Origin of the sequence: Kitasatospora sp. NPDC059817 (assembly GCF_042731835.1) — a bacterium.
GTDB lineage: Bacteria > Actinomycetota > Actinomycetes > Streptomycetales > Streptomycetaceae > Kitasatospora.
Genome location: NZ_JBHWIR010000076.1, coordinates 16,889 through 34,372, shown reverse-complemented (window position 1 = coordinate 34,372; position 17,484 = coordinate 16,889). Strand labels below are relative to the sequence as shown.

The following is a 17,484-nucleotide window of genomic DNA, read 5'->3' as shown; positions in this document are numbered from 1 at the left end:
GCGCCGCCCGCCTGCGCGCCCCCCCCCCCCCGCGCCGCCCCCCCCCCGGGGCGTCGCGGGGCGCCGCGGGCGTCCCCGACTATCCTGACCAGGTCAATCCCCATCGGACCGGAGTGAACCCGTGTACTTCACCGACCGCGGCATCGAGGAGCTGCAGAACCGGCGCGGCGACGAGGAGGTCACCTTCGAGTGGCTGGCCGAGCGACTGCGCGAGTTCGTCGACCTCAACCCGGACTTCGAGATCCCCGTCGAGCGGCTGGCCACCTGGCTGGCCCGGCTCGACGACGAGGACGACGAGTGACCGGTGCGGTGCCGTTGCACTGAACCGCTGATGAGGGGCCCGGGAGGCGATCGCCTGCCGGGCCCCTCACGTATCCGCGCCCGCCCGTAGGGGGCGCCTCGGGGGCGGCTCCGGGGCGGCTCAGGGGCGGGATCCGGGACGGCACGCTTGACTTGCGCGTCACGCGATATATCGTCTTTAAAAGAGAACGCGATACATCGCGATCGGCAACGGGAGGCGGCAGAGATGAGCCAGTGGACGGTCGAGGGACCCGAGAGGATCACCATCGACGAGACGGTCCGGGCGCTGCACGTGCGGATCATCGAGGGCACGGTGAACGTGGTGGCGGCCGAGGGCCCGGCCCGCCTGGAGGTCACCGAGCTCCAGGGCGAGCCGCTGCACGTGACCCTGGTGGACGGCGTCCTGACGGTCACCTACAAGGACATCAACAGCTGGGGCGAGTTCGGCGACCGGCTCAAGTCGGTCGACGCGGTCAAGGGCTTCTTCAGCTCCTTCAAGCGCAAGCGGGTCGCCGGCGTCACCCTGACCGTCCCGGCCGACGCCGAGGTCAAGGTCGGCACCGTCTCGGCCGACGCCACCGTCTCCGGGATCACCGGGCACGTCTCGGTGCAGAGCGCCAGCGGCGACGCCACCCTGGTCGGCCTGACCGGCCGCACCGAGGCCAACACCGTCACCGGCGACGTCGACGCCCAGTCGGTGGCCGGCCAGCTCAAGGTCAACACCGTCTCCGGCCAGCTCACCGTCGTCGCCGGCACCGCCGACCGGGTCCAGGCCAACGCCGTCACCGGCGCCGTCACCCTGGACCTCGACGTCGCCAGCCCGGCCGACGTCAAGGTCACCACCGTCAGCGGCCCGGTCGTCATCCGGATCCCCTCGCTGGCCGACGCCAAGGTCGAGGCCGGCTCCACCAGCGGCGACATCTCCAGCACCTTCGACGGCCTCAAGCTCAGCGGCAGCTGGGGCGCCAAGCGCCTGTCCGGCCAGCTCGGCGACGGCCGGGGCAGCCTCGCCGTGACCACCGTCTCCGGCGGCGTCACCGTGCTGCGCCGCCCCGACCCCGAGGACGAGTCGCCGGTGGTCGTCAAGGAGCTCCCGGCCGGACTCGGCAAGCCCGACCTCACCAAGGAGGCGTGAGATGACGCCCGTGTTCGGCCACGGCCGGCTCCGGCTCTACCTGCTGAAGCTGCTCGACGAGGCCCCGCGGCACGGCTACGAGGTGATCCGCCTGCTGGAGGAGCGCTTCCAGGGCCTGTACGCGCCCTCCGCCGGGACGGTCTACCCCCGGCTCGCCAAGCTGGAGCAGGAGGGCCTGGTCGCCCACAACACCGAGGGCGGCCGCAAGGTCTACCGGCTGACCGACGCCGGGCGTGCCGAACTGGAAGCCCGCCAGGGCGAGTTGGACGACCTGGAAGTGGAGATCCACGACTCCGTGGCGCAGTTGGCCGGGGCGATCCGCGAGGACGTCCGGGACAGCGCCAAGGACCTGCGCGAGGAGCTGTGGCAGGCCGCCCGGCAGGCCCCCCGGCCGGACCGCGCCGAGGGCGGGGACCCGTGGTCCGGCCCGTGGGGCGACAACGAGTCCTGGCAGCGCGCCAAGGAGGAGTTCGCCCAGTTCAAGCGGCAGGCCAAGGACCAGGCCAAGCGCGCCCGGGAGCAGGAGAAGGCCGCCAAGGCCAAGGCGAAGGCCGCCGAGGAGGAGGCCCGCAGGCTGCGCGAGCAGGCCAAGGCCTCGCGGACGGCCGCGCAGCAGGAGGCGCTGCGGATCAAGCGCCGGGTCGAGCAGCAGGTGCGCGAGCACGCCGCGAAGGGCGACTGGCCGACCGGCCTCGCCGAGGGCCTGGCCGAGCTGACCAAGGGCCTGTCCGGGCTGGCCGACGCGGCCCGCTGGGGCCATCCGGCCGACGGGTCGGCCGAGGAGGTCACCGTCACCCGGATCGACCTGGACAAGGACGAGCCGACCACCCCGACCGCCCCGGCCGACCTGCCGCCGTGGGCGCGGACCGACCCGGCCGGCGACCCGGCCCGCGAACTGGAGCGGCTGCTCGACCGCTTCCGCGACCAGGTCCGCGACGCGGCCCGGGACGGCGGCGTGAGCAACGACAAGCTGGCCGAGGCCCGCTCGGTGCTGGGCGCGGCCGGCGAGCGGCTGAAGCGCCTGCTCGGCTGACCGGCAGGCCGCCGGACCACCGGACCACCACCGGCCCGGGCCCCCCGGGGGGGCGGGGCCCCCCGGCGCCCGCGGCCACCATAGAGATATGAGCGCCCCCGTGAACCTCGTCAACCTCGCCGCCGACCTCGCCGTCGACGACGCCAAGGTCACCCCCGGACTCCTCGGCTTCGTCGTCTTCGCCGCCCTCGGCGTGGCCACCTGGTTCCTGGCCAAGTCCATGAACCGGCAGTTCAAGAAGGTCGACTTCGCGGAGGAGCCGGAAGCCCCCAAGGAGTGACGGCCCGGGGCCGTGGGGCCCTCGTACTCCGAGGCTTCGGGTTCTCGGTGAGCGTGTGACGGCCGCCGGGCCGGCTTAGAGGAATCCGGTCCGGCGGGCCGTACGGCCGTGCGCGGTGGCCCTCCGGGCCGGGACCCGCACCGCGGCGAGGGATCAGCCCGTGCTCCGGGTCAGCAGGTCCTCCGGGATGTCCGAGACAATGGCGGGCTCCCACGGACTCCGGTGGGCGAGTACGAGGTCCTCGCGGGCGCGGGTGCACAGCACGAGGAACCGCAGTCGCGCCTTCACGCTTGTCGGGTCCTCCGCGTAGGCGTCCAGGTCCGGCACGAAGACGCTGTCGAACTCCAGACCCTTGACGCCCACGGCACTCACGATCCGGATGTTGCGGTTCGAGAAGTCCATCGTGTTCCGGTACCGGTCGTCGTGGGTGTAGGCCTGGGTGTGCTTCGCGAGTCCGAGCCGGGTGAACTCGCTGTGGATCTCCCGCAGCAGATGGTTCGACCGGCAGATGATGCCGATGCTGCGGTCCCGGTGCGCCTGGAAGTACCGGGAGACCTCGGTGAGGAAGTCACGTATGGACGGGACCCGCAGGAGAGCCGGCGTGCGGCCGGAGCGTCGGGGCAGGGCGGCGTCACTCTGTCGCCTGACGTGGAATTCCGAGGCCAGCGCCGCGATCTCGCGACTGTTTCGGTGGTTTCCGTTCAACACGAGCGGGCGGATTGTCGCGCCGAACTCCCGCGAGATCTCCGGCACGGTGCTGTGATGGTCCCCGATGGGCTGGTTCTCGTCCGCGAACACCGTGACCTCGATGCCCAGGATCCCGCACAGCCGGTAGAACCCGATGGGCAGCCTCTGTCCCTCGTCGATCACCAGGTGCTCGAACGATCTGGTCCCCCGGAGGAGGCAGGCCTGTTGCATCGCCGTCCAGTCGTAGCGCCAGCCGCCTTCGTCGATCGCCGGCGGGGCAGCGTCGAGGTGCTCCTGCCAGAACTTCCGGACCCAGCGGTGGAAGGTGGTGACCTGGACGGCTTCGGTGAGGCCGGGGGCGATCTGCGCGAGGTACTGGTGCAGCAGATTGGAGTACGTAAGGAGGGTGACGCCGCTGGGCCTGACCACTTCTAGTGCCCAGGCGCGGTGGACGGCCATCACGGTCTTCCCGCCGCCGGGGGAGCCGGTGATGACATGGTTGCCGTCGAAGGGAAGGTCGACGACTGCCCGCTGCTCGGAGCAGAGGTCGAGGAGGGTGGGGAAGTTCATGGGGTGTCGACGGCTCCGGCGGATTCCTCGATCGCGGCCCTGAGGACGTCGCGGAAGAACCCTGGTACGTCCTCGTCCCCGGGGCCGTACCCGATCAGCAGCGTCCGATCCAGCAGGGAGTTGTCGATCTCGCAGCACGTCTCGGGGAGCAGCGTGCAGGCGTGGCACGCGGCGCGATTGAGGTTGGCCAGGGACCGGCCGGTCGAGTCGGCGCACAGCGGGTCCTGAGAGCACCACTGGGCCGATTCGAGCAGCCGGATCAGCGTCTCGGAGAGGTTCGGGGGTTGTCCCTGCCGCACGAGTCCGCCCAGCGTCCCTTCCGTGTCCCCTGCGGCGGTGTAGATGAACACGCCGGCCTGCGGGGGGAGTTCGCTCCCGGGGCCGTGACTCCGTGCGTAGACGCGTTCCCGTAGCGACGCGGCGTTGTATCCGCTGTCGTACGAGAGCTGGCGGATGAAGTGATGGGCCAAGGTGTGCAGCATCACGAACCGGGGGAGGAGTTCCGGTCCGGTCTTGCCCCTCAGCCGGTCGGCCTTGAACGAGGCGTTCAGGTCCTGCTCGATCCGCTTCGTACGGCGGCGAACCGCGGGGTTCTGCTCCCAGTGGGCCAGATCCCGCTCGTTCACTGCGATGAAGATGCCTTCCCCGTAGGTCTCCACCGCCGGCAGCCACCTGGTCCGGTTCCGAGTGTTGACCGACACCATCCGGCCTCCCTCGGCCTCGTCGCCGTCACCGGAGTCGGGCTCGTACCGGGTGAACCCTTCGAGGGCACGGACTTCACGCACTCGGTCCGCCACGACGACCGCGGAGATCGCCGAGGCCAGGTTCCGCAGTGAGGACGGGGCGGTGTCGTCGATTCCGAGCCGGGTCCGACGGACGGAGAACGTCTTGGAATCGGAGACCGACTCAGGGGTGGCGAAGGCCGCCCATTCGGCGATGCTGAGATCCTCTTCCGAACCGTCCTCGATCGGATTCGAGCCCGTGGGACCGGAACTCCGGCGCCGCACCGAATCCACGAAGTTCTCGTCCACGCCGCACTGTTCGGCGATCTTCGCCCTGAGGAAGTCGGACACGGGGCCGTCCTCCGCGCTGTTGAAGTCCGGCCACAGCGGATGATCGACGACGTTCAGGGCAGCTTTGTCATCCTCCGGCAGGCCCGCGGGCGTGGGGATATCGATCGCCGAGTGGGTGATCGGGAAGTAGACGTTGGAGGCACCGCGCTGCACCGCCCGCGGTGCTTCGTCGCAGGGATCGGCCTCGTCGGAGTCCGAAAGCCACGGATGGGTTCCGGTGCACCGCAGACCCGTCTGCCGCAGGGCGTTCTTCTGGCTGATCCCGGCGAGACTCCGTTCGGCCCTGCAGGTGGTGCAGACGACGTGGAGGGCGTCCAGGCCGAACGACTCCGGGGTGGCCCGGAACTCCAGTCGTCTCTGGTGGCACTGGCGCTGTGCGAACCCCTCGCCCCTGGAGTGCGCCCAGCGGAACCAGTCGACGTCGGCCATGTGACCCGCCCGGCACACCTGGACGAAACGCATCGGGGCCAGCTGTGGCCTGCCCACGCAACTCCGGCAGGAAGGCTGCTCGTTCCTCACCTCCTGGTCGTTCCGCCAGTGCTGCATCGACCGGCACTGTGGACAGAACAGCCATCTGGGGAACCGCACGTATCCAGGGCCCACGCGTGTCACGAAGGAGGCCTTCCCGGACGGAATGACCGGGGCCGAACGAAAGGTCTCGACCCGCAGCTTTCTCGCGAGCCGTGGTGATTCCACCGACTCGCCGTGTGCGGCCCAACTGCGGATGTCGGCAGCTACGAACGATTCGCCCCGGAGGTCGATGATCCCTCCGACACCGAAAGGAACGATGGTCTGCGACCGGCGGACCTTGCGACGGACGTCCTTCATCGAGCTCATGTTCCTCTCACCGCGATGAGGCATTCGCGGTCCACATTGCGCATCGACTGCGCCGTCTCCCAGATGCCGCCCTGCTTGCCGAAGTCGGTCAGGAGGGCCGAATGCCCCCGTCCTTGGGGCTGGTAGTAGAGCCGCTCGCCGTTGTAGCCCGCTTCCTCCGCCGCCTGCTGCCATTCCTGGATCAGGGAGTCCAGCTGTTCGGTCGCGGCGGCGGCCTCCTCCGGGTCGGCGCGACGGACGTGGTCCAGCAGGAGGTCCCGAACCCGTGCGACCCCGCTCGGGTGGTCGAGGATGTCCCCGGCCCTGTTCTCCGCGCCGAGACCGATTCCGTGCCGCACGAGGATCGTGAGCGCCGCGTGCAGGGCACGGTTGCGGGACGGCATGGACCAAGGCGTGACGCTGGTGGGTTCGACGTGCCGGTAGAGCGAACGGTGGTAGACGCCGAACGATTCGTAGTGGGACCGGTCGCGGGGCTTGGTCGAGCGGAACAAGGTGATGATCAGGCCCGGCACATGCCGTCGGCCGACGCGGCTCGTGGCCTGGATGTACTCCGACGTGGTCTTGGGCTGCCCGTTCATGACCATCAGACCGAGCCGCGGGACATCGACACCGACGGAGAGCATGTTCGTCGTGGCGAGGAAGGAGACGCTGCCGGTCTCGTCGAACCGCTTCCCGAGACGCTCCAGGAGCCGCGGCTGCGCGGCGCGCGGGATGTTGCTCGTCAGTTCGACCACCGCGTCGTCGTTCAGCCTGCGGCGCCGGCGTTCGTCCTTCGTCAGGTGTTCGAGACGTACCGGAATGTCGTCCCGGGCGATCGTGACCGTTCGGCCCAGCTCCCGCAGGCTGTTGTGGTAGGCGACCATCGTCCAGTAGGAGTCGCGCAGGGCATCGTCGTCGCAGGTCGCGGTCGGTGCCTGCAGTCCGGCGGCGCCGACGTGCACGGTCGCCGTCGACGCGGTGTGTCCCTGTGCCATGACCCCGAGGTAGAGGCGTCCGGGTCTGTCACCGTCCGGCGAAGCGAAGTAGGAGTGGCCGGCCTTCAGCCCCGGCGGCGGGAAGAGCTGAGCGGGGCGGCCGTAGAGGCCGCGGATCTGGTCCTGCGAACGGCGGATCGTCGCGGTGGACGCGATCACCTTCGGGCGGGTGCCCTGCCAGGCACACAGTTCGAGGACCGCCGACTCGTACAGGCCGACCATCGTGCCCAACGGGCCGGAGAGCAGGTGCAACTCGTCCTGGATCACCAGCGACGGTCCGCGTCTGCCGTTCCGGCCGAAGAGGTTCCCCGCGTCCGGCTCCCAGGCGAGCCGGGCGAACTTGTCCACGGTGCCGAGTACGAAGGTCGGCGGGTTGCGGTAGATCTGCTCGTCGACGACCGACACCGGAAGCCGGTCGTGGAACACGCAGGTCTCGCGGGGGCAGAAGAACTCGGTGCCGATTCCGTCCGCCCGGATGCCGAAGTCTCGGTCCTGCCCGTGTCGTTCGGGAACGATTTCGGTACCGCACCAGGGGCAGCGCTCGAGCAGGAACCGATCGTCCGGTTGGGTCATCTGCTTCAGGACGCCGAGTTCCTCCTGAGCGGCGGAGATCTTGTTCGGTGTGGTCTCCTGGCCGACCCACAGCCCGATGGAGATCGGCTCGTCCCCCAAGCCCTCGGGCGGTGGACCGTCGTGTCCCCGTCGGATGTACTCGAGGGCGCAGACGGCCGTCGCGGTGCGCTGGAACTGTTGGGTGGTGAGCAGGCTCAGCGTGTACCGGCTCAGGACGGCGGTGCCTCCACCCTCCGGGCCGTACCACAACCGTCGCCAGAGGATCTCGAAGCAGGAGGTCAGGAGGTAGGCCTCGGTCTTGCCGCCACCGGTCGGAAACCAGATGAGGTCGACCGTCGCGCGATCCTCGTGCTCGGGGTCCATCAGGCTCTCGACCACGAGCAGGAAGTAGGCGAGCTGGAACGGGTGCCAGGTGTGGTCGTCGCCCGGTTCGGTCAGCTCGACGACTTCGCTGTTCCGGCGGCGTCGGGTACCCGCCAGTTCGGGGCGGCTGTGCAGCATCTGGAGAGCCATGGCCCGATTGGCCAGCCGGAATGCTTCACGGGCCTTCTCGCCCGCAAGGGTCGACGCGGTGAGCGCCTCGATACCCGAAGCCATGCGATCGAGGGCGGTGCCGATCCGGTCGAGGATGCGTTCGGCTGGCGCGGCGGCCCATGCGCGTAGAGACTCCGCCTCGAACTGCTGGGTCTCGAACCACTTGCGATAGCCCAGCACGAAGGCGTGCAGTTCGGAGCGGAGGTCGTCGACCGGGACGTCGGACCGGGACAGGTGGGCCAGGTTGAGCACCGGCAGGTCCCTGGGCCCGTCGGGTTTGATGTGCTCGACCGTCTGCTGCGGCATGACCTGGGCGTGGACCGTGGTGACCTGCTCGGGTCCCTCGTCCCACTCGACGGCGCAGCCGTGTCCGACCGCCCTCGTCACGATGTGCCGGTACTGGACCCGGAGCTCCTGCTCCTCCTCGTCACGGCTGTTGAGGCGAGTGCTCGGATACTCGAGGATCGTCCCGTCGAGCGTCGTCGCGTCGAGCTCCGTCTGGAAGAGCATGAGGTCCCGGTCCTTGTGACGGCTCTCCTCCTCCTCGTGCGCGTTGGCGAGTGCGCAGGTGACGAGGTGCCCCGCACCGAAGGGCCGCCACCGGACGTGGAGCCGGCCGTGTCCGTCCAGGACCTCGATCGGATCGGACTCCTCGGGAACGACCTCCACCGTGGCCGCCAGCCTGGGCAACCGCCGCCAACTGCGGCGTCCCCCCTCGCGCAGGGTCGCGTAGCGGGAGGCTTGGCAGGACACCCGGATGCGACGGGCATTGGTGAAGAAGGAGAAGCCCAGGGAGGACGGGAGCCAGGCGTTCGCCTCGGCGACCGGGTCGTCCGCGAAGCTGTCCTCCTCCCCGCTTCCGGCGGAGGTCCCGTCGAAGGCGGTCTCGCCGTCCTCCTGCGAGTGTTCCAGCACGGAGGCGCCGCGCGGGTACAGCGTGCCCATCAGGTACCGGCGGTCGGGGGGATCGGCGAGGACCTCGTCCTCGGGGCCCGCAGGGCCGACCAGCTGTTCGCGGAGGTACTTCACGAAGTCCGCACGGTGACCGGGGAGTCGCGTGTCCGGCTCGCTCATCCGAGGCGTCCCTCCCGGGCCAGGGAGGCGATGCCGAGGTTCTTCAGCACCTCGCGGGTGCCCGGTCGACAGGCGATCCAGAGCTGGGCGCGTGCCCTCGTCCATGCGACGTAGAGCGCGTCGAGTCGTCCCTCCAGGAATTCGGGTTCCAGATCGATCAGACAGACGATGTCGCTCTCATGGCCCTTGAAATCGGCGATCGAGGACCACACCAGGCGGTGCGTCCGGTCCGTTCCGACCACGTCGGTGAAATGCTCGATCCGGGAGGAGCGACGGGTGAGGCGCGCCGAACTCGTCTCCCAGCTCCCGGAGGCGGACAACAGGGCGATCCGCTTCGGACCGACGTTCTCCTGGGCCAGTTCGACCACATAGTCGTCGAGTCGACGGGCCTCTTCCTCCGGGCCGCTCACCTCGACGAATCGGGTCGGCGCGCCCTCACCCGCGGTGGCGATGCCGAGGTCGGCGCCGGTGTAGAGGTTGACCTGCTTGACGATCTGTACGGTGTTGCGGCAGTTGCGCTTCAACGGGCCGTACTTCCGGCCGAGACTGTTCAGATAGTTCCAGGCCTCGGGGTTGTAGCCGTCGGGATCCAGCACCTGATTGTTGTTGTCCGACATGAAGATCCAGCGGCCCTGGTCGAGACCGCCGGCAACCAACTTCTCCAGGGTGTCCAACTTCTCGAAGGTCATCAGGTCCTGGGCTTCGTCCACGATCAACTGCTCGAAAGTACGGTTGCGAACCTCGTCGAGGCGTTCGAACGGCAGGACGGTGATCCTGTCCTCGGTGAGAAGGCGATTCAGATGGGTGGCCAGTGTTCTGCTTCCGCAGGTGAACAGGACACTGCCGGTGGCGGATCCGCGGCGAGCCGCCTCGGCGGCCAGGAAGGTCTTCCCGGTGCCGGCGCCGCCGATCCAGATGAGTCGGGGTTCGGACTCCAGCTCGTCCAGCCTGTCGAGCTGCTCGTTCGTGAGCTGTTCGAACCTGACATCCAGTCGTGACAGTTGGGAGTTCAGGTTGGGGACAAGGTCGAACTCCGGACGGATCGCCTGGACGATCTTCTTTCGCAGGGCCCCGGGGACGGGAGTCGAGGCCCATCGGTTCTGCTTGAGCCACTGGCGCGTGGCTCGCTCGATGCCCTGGGCCAGGCCCCGTCCGCCGTCGAACTCCTTGGCGCCCAGATACTGTTCGGGCCTGAACTCGGTCGTGCGCTGGAGGTCGACGTCCGGGGTGATCACGAGATACCCACCGGGGACCCCTTGGTCCCGCAGGTTGCCGATCAGGCCGCCGATCTGCCGTTCGAGCTCGTGCATGCCGGCGCTGGCCTGCGCGAAGGGACTCTCCTTGGGGCCGTCCTCGCGGCCGGGCGGGCCGTAGTACCAGCCCCCGTCGCGTTGCTGCACCCGGCCGCCCTTGACCTCGATGAACAGCAGGAGGTCGGGCATGACGACGACGAAGTCGATCTCGCCGACGCGCTTCCGGTCACCCTCGGGGAGGTGGACGGTGTGCAGCGCGACGCTCCGGTCGTCGGGAACCCCCTTGAGCGCCGCGAACACGTCGCGTTCCGCCCGGCTCCTGGTCCTGCTCGAGATCTCGCTCGGAATGATCCGCATCCACTCTCCCCGATGGTCGCGCCGACACGTCATCAAGATAGCGACTGAGGATTCCACCGCGCGCGGGCCTCGTCCAGGAAGTGTCGGCAGCGGTGGTCCGATGAGTGGTGGACTACAACATGGCACTGATGGGAAAGTGGGTGCAGGGGGCGAGATGATCATGGAGTGGGGCGCGGAGTCCGGCAGTCGGATGGATGATACCGGTCGTGATCTGTTGGTCGGCCTCGTCCGGCGATTCGCGGACGAAGGTCTCGATCGTCCTACGGCCCTGGCGAAGGTGGCCAGGGCCGCACTCCTCGGTCCGGCAGACATCCAGGTGTTGTACCGGGCGGTGGCGGCCGCGGAGGTCGGGACGGAGGACATCGAGGACCACACCGACCTGCCGCGAAACGCGGCCGATGCCCAGGAGCACGATCCGGTCGAGGTGCTCGGTGACGGGGCCGGTCCCGAGGAGGACGAGGAGAGTCCGGACCTGGCATCCCTCCGGGGGACGGTACGGGTGCAGGATCTCGGGGCAGCCCGTCGTGCTGCCCTGGTCCTGCTCGAGACGGACCGTCGGCGGTCCAACCCGCACCGTCGACTGCTGACTGCCGAGGAGGAGGTGGGACTCTGCCTCCTGTTCCGAGGTGCGACGAAGTCGTCGCAGGAGTTACCCGAGGGGTACGTCGCAACGCTGTCGAAGGACGGTGTGGAATACGAATCCTTCTGTGCGATGGTGTCCCACAACCGACGGCTCGTCCACAAGATCCTCCAGTCGATGGGGCGTCGGCACGACGGTCCCGACTACGACGACCTCGCGCAGCACGGGATGCTCGGGCTGATCCGGGCCGTGGAGAAGTTCGACATCTCCCTGGCTTGCAAGTTCTCCACGTACGCGACGTGGTGGATCCGGCAGCGGATCACCCGTGGGGTGGTCAACGAGGGCGGAGTCATCCGCCTGCCGGTCCACGTCTGGACCGACATCGAGAGACTGCGGCGAGCCGAGCGACAGTTCCTGGAACGAGGCCTGATCCCCGGCCCGGAGGATCTCGCCCTGGCGTGCGAACTCAGCCCCACGCGGGTGACGGAGTACCTGGCCCTGAGCCGACGCGTGGTGATCTCGCTGGAACACCCCATCGGCGTCGACTCGACAGTCGGGGACCTGGTGGCCGGTGACCTCCGAACCGTGCCCGGCCCGGAGCAGGCGCTGTGGTCGGCGTTCGAACGGCAGGAGATCCGGCAGATGTTCGACGCGTGTTCGTTCCCGGACCGGACCCGCGAACTCCTGCTGCTGCGATTCGGGTTCGTCGACGGCCGATCCTGGACCCTGGACGAGATCGGGCGACGGTTCGGGATCACCCGCGAGCGCATCCGGCAGATCGAGAAGCTCGCACTCAAGGACATGAGGATTCACCTCGGCCTGGACCTCGACGACTCCGGATCGGAGCGCCGTCGTACCAGGGGCGCTCGAACGATCGCCCAGGAGAGAGCGGAGACCGGGACACACGGAGACCAGGGGACGAGGAAGGACACGCCTGACATGGAAGGAACGCGGCCTTCCGGCACACCCGGTGCGCCGGGGACGGACAGCAGCTCCGACAGGAGAGATGAAGCAGTGGCCTCGGAGGAGACCGAGTACGGTCGGCAGCCCGCCGACCGGACCACAGGGAACACGACCGTCGGGATCAGGACGGAGTGCACAGCAAGTGCAGGCTCCCCCGGCGGGTCCGTCGGGACGGCGGCGGTCTGGTACCACCGCCCCGGTCATGACGACGGCGGACGGGAGTACGGCAACGCGGCCGCCTTCGCCTTCGAAGCGGACGTGGAGGTTTTGGCACGCGAGGCGACGCAGAACAGCCTGGACGAGCGTGACAGGAGGAACGACCGCCCGGTCAGGGTGCGGTACACGCTGCACGAGCTGACCGGTGACAGCCTCACCCGGTTCCGCCGGGCGATCCACTGGCACGACCTCCGCTCCCACTACGAGGCGGCCGCCGCGCAGGATCAGAAGGTCGGACGGGTCATCAGCGCGGGCCTGCGCGAGATGCGCGAACGGGATCGCCTGATCCTCCTGCGCATCGACGACTACAACGCCAACGGGCTGACCGGAGACGACTACGAGGACGGCCGGTTCGCGGCCGTCGTCCGGCGTCAGCTCGACAGCCGCAAGTCCGACGCCTCGGCGGGTGGCTCGTACGGACTGGGCAAGGCCACCTTGTGGGCGACGAGCCGTCTCGGACTCGTGTTGATGAACTCGACGCTCTCCGAACCGCACGAGGGGAACACCCGACGGAGACTCGTCGGACGTCTTGACCTGCCCTGGCGAGAGCTGGACGGAAAGAGGTTTGCCGGCCCCGCGTGGCTGGGCGTCCCGGATGCCGGTGCCGAGAACTCGGACGTCGTCCGTTCGTGGTGGGCGGACGAGGAGACGGTCGAGCGTCTGTACCTGACCCGCGAAGGCGACGAACCCGGTACATCCTTCCTGATCGTCGGCGCGCACGACGTCGCCAGTCTCGCGGAGGCCGGCCAGGATCGCGAGAGCGACGGGGGCGACGACGAGGACAGCCTGGAGCGGATGCACCGTAGACTGGTCGGCGCCTTGGGGCGCAACTTCTGGGCAGCGATGACATCGGGAGGCGACCGGCCGCCCCTCCTGGAGGCCTCGGTGCGAACCCTGCGCAACGGGGTGGAGCACCTACCAGAGGAACGAGTCGATCCGCAGGTACACCAGCCCGCACGCTCTCGTGCACTGCAGGCCTTCCTGAGTGGCACCACGGTGGATCGCATCACGGAGGCGGGCCAGGTGGCGCTCACCACGGTGCCGTTGAAGGTCCCCGAGCGGGACGGACTCGTCGGCACGGGAGGCGAGCACCGGGCCGTGCTCCTCGTCACGGAGTCGACGGACGCCGACGGAAGGATCAACCGGGTCACCGCTATGCGTGGCAACCGCATGACGGTCAGGACCAGTTGGGTGCCAGGCCTCCCGGTGGGGACGAACCCCTTCCAGGCGGTGCTTCTCGCAGGTACGGCTGCCGGGGGCGATGCGCCGTTCGCCGCCGAGGCCGAGGAGTTCCTGAGGTCATCCGAGCCGCCCGAGCACAACAAGTGGGGACAGACGGAGGAGTTGAGGATGCGCTTCTCGCCCTCGGCCCACCGGCGGATCTCGGTGATGACCTCGGAGATCAACAAGGCCGTGCACGACCTGGTGGCCATCCCGAAGGAGTCGAAGCCCGGCGGCGCGAGCAAGGTGGCCAAGAGGCTGAAGATCTCCGGCAGGACCGCCACCAAGGCGAAGGGCATCGCGGCGCCTCCGAAGCTGAGCGATCTGGAGGCCGTGATCGATGAGTCCGGTGCATGGCGGATCACCGCGGAGGTCAAGGTCACACCAGGGGAGGAGGCCTGGCGCATGGACCCGGTCGCCAAACTGGACGTCCGGTCCGGCCCCCGTCCGGTGGTCCGGTGGGCAGAGCTGGTTGCCGTCAGCAACTGTGAGGTGATCGACGGCGTGCTGCACTTCGCGCCTGGTGCACGCCGTGCCGTCTTCCGAGGCATCACCGATGTTTCCACGCATCCGGTGCGGGCGGCCCTGACCGGCCTGATCGTCGAACTCCAGGAGAACAGGGGGAACATCGCGTGAAGGTCTACCCGTACCCCCGGTTGGCCGGCGCGGTGACGGCACGCGTCACGGCCGTTCGACTCCGAGGCCCGGGAGGCACCCGGGAACAGCTGGATGCTCGGGCCTGTTCCGTCGTCGAACAGGTCGTGGCACTGGGCCGGGCCGAACGCCCCGACTGGCGGACAGCGCGGCTCTCCGTGGCGGCGACCGTGCCGGTCCGCGAGATCGAGTCGAAGGGACACTGGGCCGATGTCGTGGTCGTCGCCGTGCTGACCGAGGGGGTGACCAATGCCCGTACCGTCGCGAGGCTGACGGCAGGGCTGGGGGGCGACCGGGAGTGGACGGGGGAGATCGAACTCGACCGGGACATCCATCTGGACCGGGCGACCCTTGCCGTGCAGGTGGTCGCCACCGTCGACGGAGTCCCGGGCCGGATCATCGGCTCCACCGACCAGGACTGGATGGTCGATGTGGCATCCGACGTCCCGCTGAGAGAACGCCAACTCGACGTCACCACGGTGAGTTTCGCCCGGGGGGCCGAGTGGCTCCGGAGGTTCCGGGACACGCCGTGGATCGTCGACACCTCGGGGCGGATGCCCGTCGTCCGGCTGAACTCGGACTTCGAGGGGCTCGTGGCGCTCGTCGAGGGTCAGGGTTCGAAGGTCGAGAGTCTTGTGGCCGAGATGTTGCTGGCCCAGATGTGCGCCGATGTGTGGACAGCTGTCTTCCACACGGCCATGGGAGACCTGGAGATCGAGGACGACGGCACCCCACTGCTGCCGTCCGACTGGCGAGGTGCGGTGCTACGGGAGATGCTTCCGGACGTCGTTCCCGGGCGATCGGCGGAGGAGGCTCTCCGCGAGGTGCATATCCGGCGCACCGGAGAGGGGAGCTGGACCGATCTGCAGCCGCGGATCCAGTACGCGGCCGCACGCCGGGCCGATGTCCCCCAGACGCTGGCCGCCACCATCCGCACCATCGGACGACTCGACCAGGAGACCCACGCGTGACTTCCCGCCCTGAGCACCTGCCGGAACGGCTCGCTCTGATCACTGACGCGCAGGCCGCGGAGTTCCTGTCCGCAGGACTGCTCGAAGGACGTGAGGACGTTCCGTCCATCGCGTTGAACAAGGTGTCCGAGCCGTTGGCCGTCGAGGACGCGCGCTTTCGACTGCACCGGGTCCGGGACCTGATCGACGACGCGATGGACAGGTTCCGGGACGAGCGGCCGACGGCCGCGGACGCGTGGCTGGCGCCACGGCTGCACGAGACTCTCCGGCTCACACGTCGGGAGGCCGCAGAGAAGGGACTCTGGACGTTCCTGGCCCTCGGGGTGGCGCCGGACTACGTCGTCTGGCGACACCTCCCCGAGCCGAAGGCCGACGGTGCCCGCAGGAGTGTCGCCCGTGACAAGTTCGTCGGTGCGCATTACAAGCAGTCGTTCGCCCGCCTCTGGTGGGCGGCCGAGCTGTTCCGGGACGGCCCTGACTACCGCCCGGTCACCATGGCGTGCGGCAACCAGGACATGCTCAACTCGGCCCTGCGACTGGACGTCATCGACCACCGCCCCACCGCGTTGGCGCTCGTACGGCTGATGGAGAGCGGTGCCGTCCGTACCGGACGCGAGGTCAACGCCCTGACACCTGCGGTCAACGCCGCCGCGGCGACGCTGATGTACGACGTCATCGCCCCCGATGTGGAACGCGACGGGGAGTCGCTGCGCGACTGGATCGAGGAAGCCGGATCGGCGCTTCCGCCGCCCCGGACGGGTCTGCCGGAAGGTCCCGAGGAGGAGCGCGCTCCGGAGGAGTCGGTCCGCAGGCTGGTCGTGCACTTCGAGGAGCTGTTTGCCGACGCGTCGGTCAGGGGAAAGGCGGCCGGAGCCGGCGGGTGACCCAAGGTGACCGGGTGAGCACGCACCCCCGGACCGTTCACCGGTGGGTTTCGGACCCGGATCGGCGTGGGCGGTCCGGCTGCCGATGTCCCAGCGCCGTGGTCACCCGGGATGCGACGGTGTCCGGCAACTCGTGCTCCCAGAAGCGGAGGACGGTCCAACCCGCCGAGGCCAGCTGTTCGTTCGTCTCCCGATCGCGCTCCATGTTGCGGTCGAGCTTCTGGCGCCACCACTGTGCGTTCGCCTTCGGGCTGGTGGCGTGTTCAGGGCAGCCATGCCAGAAGCAGCCGTCGATGAGGATAGCCACCCTCGCCCGCGTGAACGCGATGTCGATCTTGCGCCTGGGCATGCCGGGCACCGGATAGTGGATCCGGTAACGGTACCCGGCGGCGTGGAGAAGCTGCCGTACCGCCCGCTCGGCGCCTGTGTCCCGGTTGGTCTGCCGACTCATCCGGGAGGACACGGCGGGACTGGAAGGAGGCGCAGAATGCATGGTTCCAGTCTCGTGCCTCGACGGGGTTTCGGTCCATCGCCGGCCGGTACGGCGGGGCCGGACCAGGCCGACGGGCCAGCCGGCTCGGCCCGGCCAGGGGCCGGCCTGACGCGAGCGGGGCGTGTGATGCGCGAGGATGGGGGGCATGCCGAACCGTCTCGCGGACGCGACCTCGCCGTACCTGCTGCAGCATGCCGAGAACCCGGTCGACTGGTGGCCCTGGGGGCCGGAGGCGTTCGCGGAGGCGGAGCGCCGCGGGGTGCCGGTGCTGCTGAGTGTGGGGTACGCCGCCTGTCACTGGTGTCATGTGATGGCCCACGAGAGCTTCGAGGATGCCGGGGTCGCCGGTTACCTGAACGAGCGGTTCGTCGCCGTCAAGGTGGACCGGGAGGAGCGGCCCGACGTCGACGCCGTCTACATGGAGGCCGTGCAGGCCGCCACCGGGCAGGGCGGCTGGCCGATGACGGTGTTCCTCACGCCCGACAAGGAGCCGTTCTACTTCGGCACCTACTTCCCGCCCGAGCCCCGGCACGGGATGCCGTCCTTCCGGCAGGTGCTGGAAGGCGTCGACGCCGCCTGGCGGGGCCGGCGGCAGGAGGTCGCGGAGGTCGCCGGGCGGATCCGGGCCGACCTCGCCGAGCGTGCCGCCGTCTACTCGGCCGGTGCCCACCACCCGCCCGCCGGCGCCGACCTGCACCAGGCGCTGGTCACCCTCAGCCGGGAGTGGGGGGGGGCGGGCCCCGCGCGGGGGGGGGGGGGGCCCCCGCGCCCCGCGCCGCGGGGGGGGGGGCGGCGGGGGCCCCCCCCCCCCCCCCCCCCCCC

General features: G+C 69.4%; 13 protein-coding genes and 1 pseudogene. 9 read left to right on the top strand and 5 right to left on the bottom strand.

The genetic code is table 11. From position 1 onward, the window contains the following. The first annotated feature begins 121 nt into the window (after positions 1–121). The 4 genes from ACFV61_RS18370 to ACFV61_RS18355 all read left to right on the top strand — a co-directional run bounded on the left by ACFV61_RS18370 (position 122) and on the right by ACFV61_RS18355 (position 2,748). Positions 122–301: a DUF6104 family protein gene (locus tag ACFV61_RS18370; RefSeq protein WP_063347844.1), complete on the top strand. Its 180-nt coding sequence runs from the start codon at positions 122–124 to the stop codon at positions 299–301. A gap of 225 nt (positions 302–526) precedes the next feature. After that, on the top strand, positions 527–1,435 hold the full coding sequence (locus ACFV61_RS18365) for a DUF4097 family beta strand repeat-containing protein (protein WP_063347845.1): 909 nt from the start codon (positions 527–529) through the stop codon (positions 1,433–1,435). 1 nt (position 1,436) lies between these two features. Further along, entirely contained in the window at positions 1,437–2,468 is a 1,032-nt protein-coding gene (locus ACFV61_RS18360; RefSeq protein ID WP_380345546.1) for a PadR family transcriptional regulator, read from the top strand. An 88-nt stretch (positions 2,469–2,556) separates the two neighbouring features. Next, a complete protein-coding gene (locus tag ACFV61_RS18355) occupies positions 2,557–2,748 on the top strand; it encodes a hypothetical protein (RefSeq protein WP_063348010.1) in 192 nt (63 codons plus the stop codon). 153 nt (positions 2,749–2,901) lie between these two features. Here the strand turns inward: ACFV61_RS18355 and ACFV61_RS18350 are convergent, their stop codons facing one another. Genes ACFV61_RS18350 through ACFV61_RS18335 form a run of 4 tightly spaced genes read right to left on the bottom strand, consistent with a single transcriptional unit; the run spans position 2,902 to position 10,680 of the window. Then, on the bottom strand, positions 2,902–4,005 hold the full coding sequence (locus tag ACFV61_RS18350; RefSeq protein ID WP_380492675.1) for a DNA helicase: 1,104 nt from the start codon (positions 4,003–4,005) through the stop codon (positions 2,902–2,904). Next, positions 4,002–5,915, bottom strand: a complete 1,914-nt coding sequence (gene drmB, locus ACFV61_RS18345; RefSeq protein ID WP_380492673.1) for a DrmB family protein — start codon at positions 5,913–5,915, stop codon at positions 4,002–4,004. Before drmB ends, ACFV61_RS18350 begins: the two co-directional genes overlap by 4 nt. Next, positions 5,912–9,070 (bottom strand): helicase-related protein, encoded by a 3,159-nt coding sequence (locus tag ACFV61_RS18340; protein WP_380492671.1) that lies wholly within the window; start codon positions 9,068–9,070, stop codon positions 5,912–5,914. Before ACFV61_RS18340 ends, drmB begins: the two co-directional genes overlap by 4 nt. Beyond that, positions 9,067–10,680 carry an NERD domain-containing protein gene (locus ACFV61_RS18335; RefSeq protein ID WP_380492669.1) on the bottom strand — a complete coding sequence of 538 codons (1,614 nt, stop codon included), beginning with the start codon at positions 10,678–10,680 and terminating at the stop codon, positions 9,067–9,069. Before ACFV61_RS18335 ends, ACFV61_RS18340 begins: the two co-directional genes overlap by 4 nt. Here ACFV61_RS18335 and ACFV61_RS18330 point away from each other — a divergent pair. From ACFV61_RS18330 to ACFV61_RS18315, 4 genes and pseudogenes are all read left to right on the top strand, one after another. Then, positions 10,670–12,055, top strand: a pseudogene (locus ACFV61_RS18330) (RNA polymerase sigma factor RpoD/SigA); the annotation flags it as partial. The gene ACFV61_RS18335 and the pseudogene ACFV61_RS18330 sit on opposite strands and share 11 nt — an antisense overlap. A gap of 144 nt (positions 12,056–12,199) precedes the next feature. Continuing rightward, positions 12,200–14,296, top strand: coding sequence for a transcriptional regulator (locus ACFV61_RS18325; RefSeq protein WP_380492677.1), 2,097 nt, complete (start codon positions 12,200–12,202; stop codon positions 14,294–14,296). After that, entirely contained in the window at positions 14,293–15,285 is a 993-nt protein-coding gene (locus ACFV61_RS18320) for a hypothetical protein (protein WP_380492667.1), read from the top strand. Before ACFV61_RS18325 ends, ACFV61_RS18320 begins: the two co-directional genes overlap by 4 nt. Continuing rightward, on the top strand, positions 15,282–16,169 hold the full coding sequence (locus ACFV61_RS18315) for a DUF6339 family protein (RefSeq protein WP_380492665.1): 888 nt from the start codon (positions 15,282–15,284) through the stop codon (positions 16,167–16,169). Before ACFV61_RS18320 ends, ACFV61_RS18315 begins: the two co-directional genes overlap by 4 nt. 37 nt (positions 16,170–16,206) lie before the next feature. Here the strand turns inward: ACFV61_RS18315 and ACFV61_RS18310 are convergent, their stop codons facing one another. Next, entirely contained in the window at positions 16,207–16,662 is a 456-nt protein-coding gene (locus ACFV61_RS18310; RefSeq protein ID WP_380492663.1) for a very short patch repair endonuclease, read from the bottom strand. Positions 16,663–16,807: 145 nt separating this feature from the next. On the opposite strand from ACFV61_RS18310, the gene ACFV61_RS18305 reads away from it, so the two are divergent. Further along, a partial coding sequence (locus ACFV61_RS18305) for a thioredoxin domain-containing protein (protein WP_380492661.1) occupies positions 16,808–17,484 on the top strand: 677 nt, incomplete at its 3' end.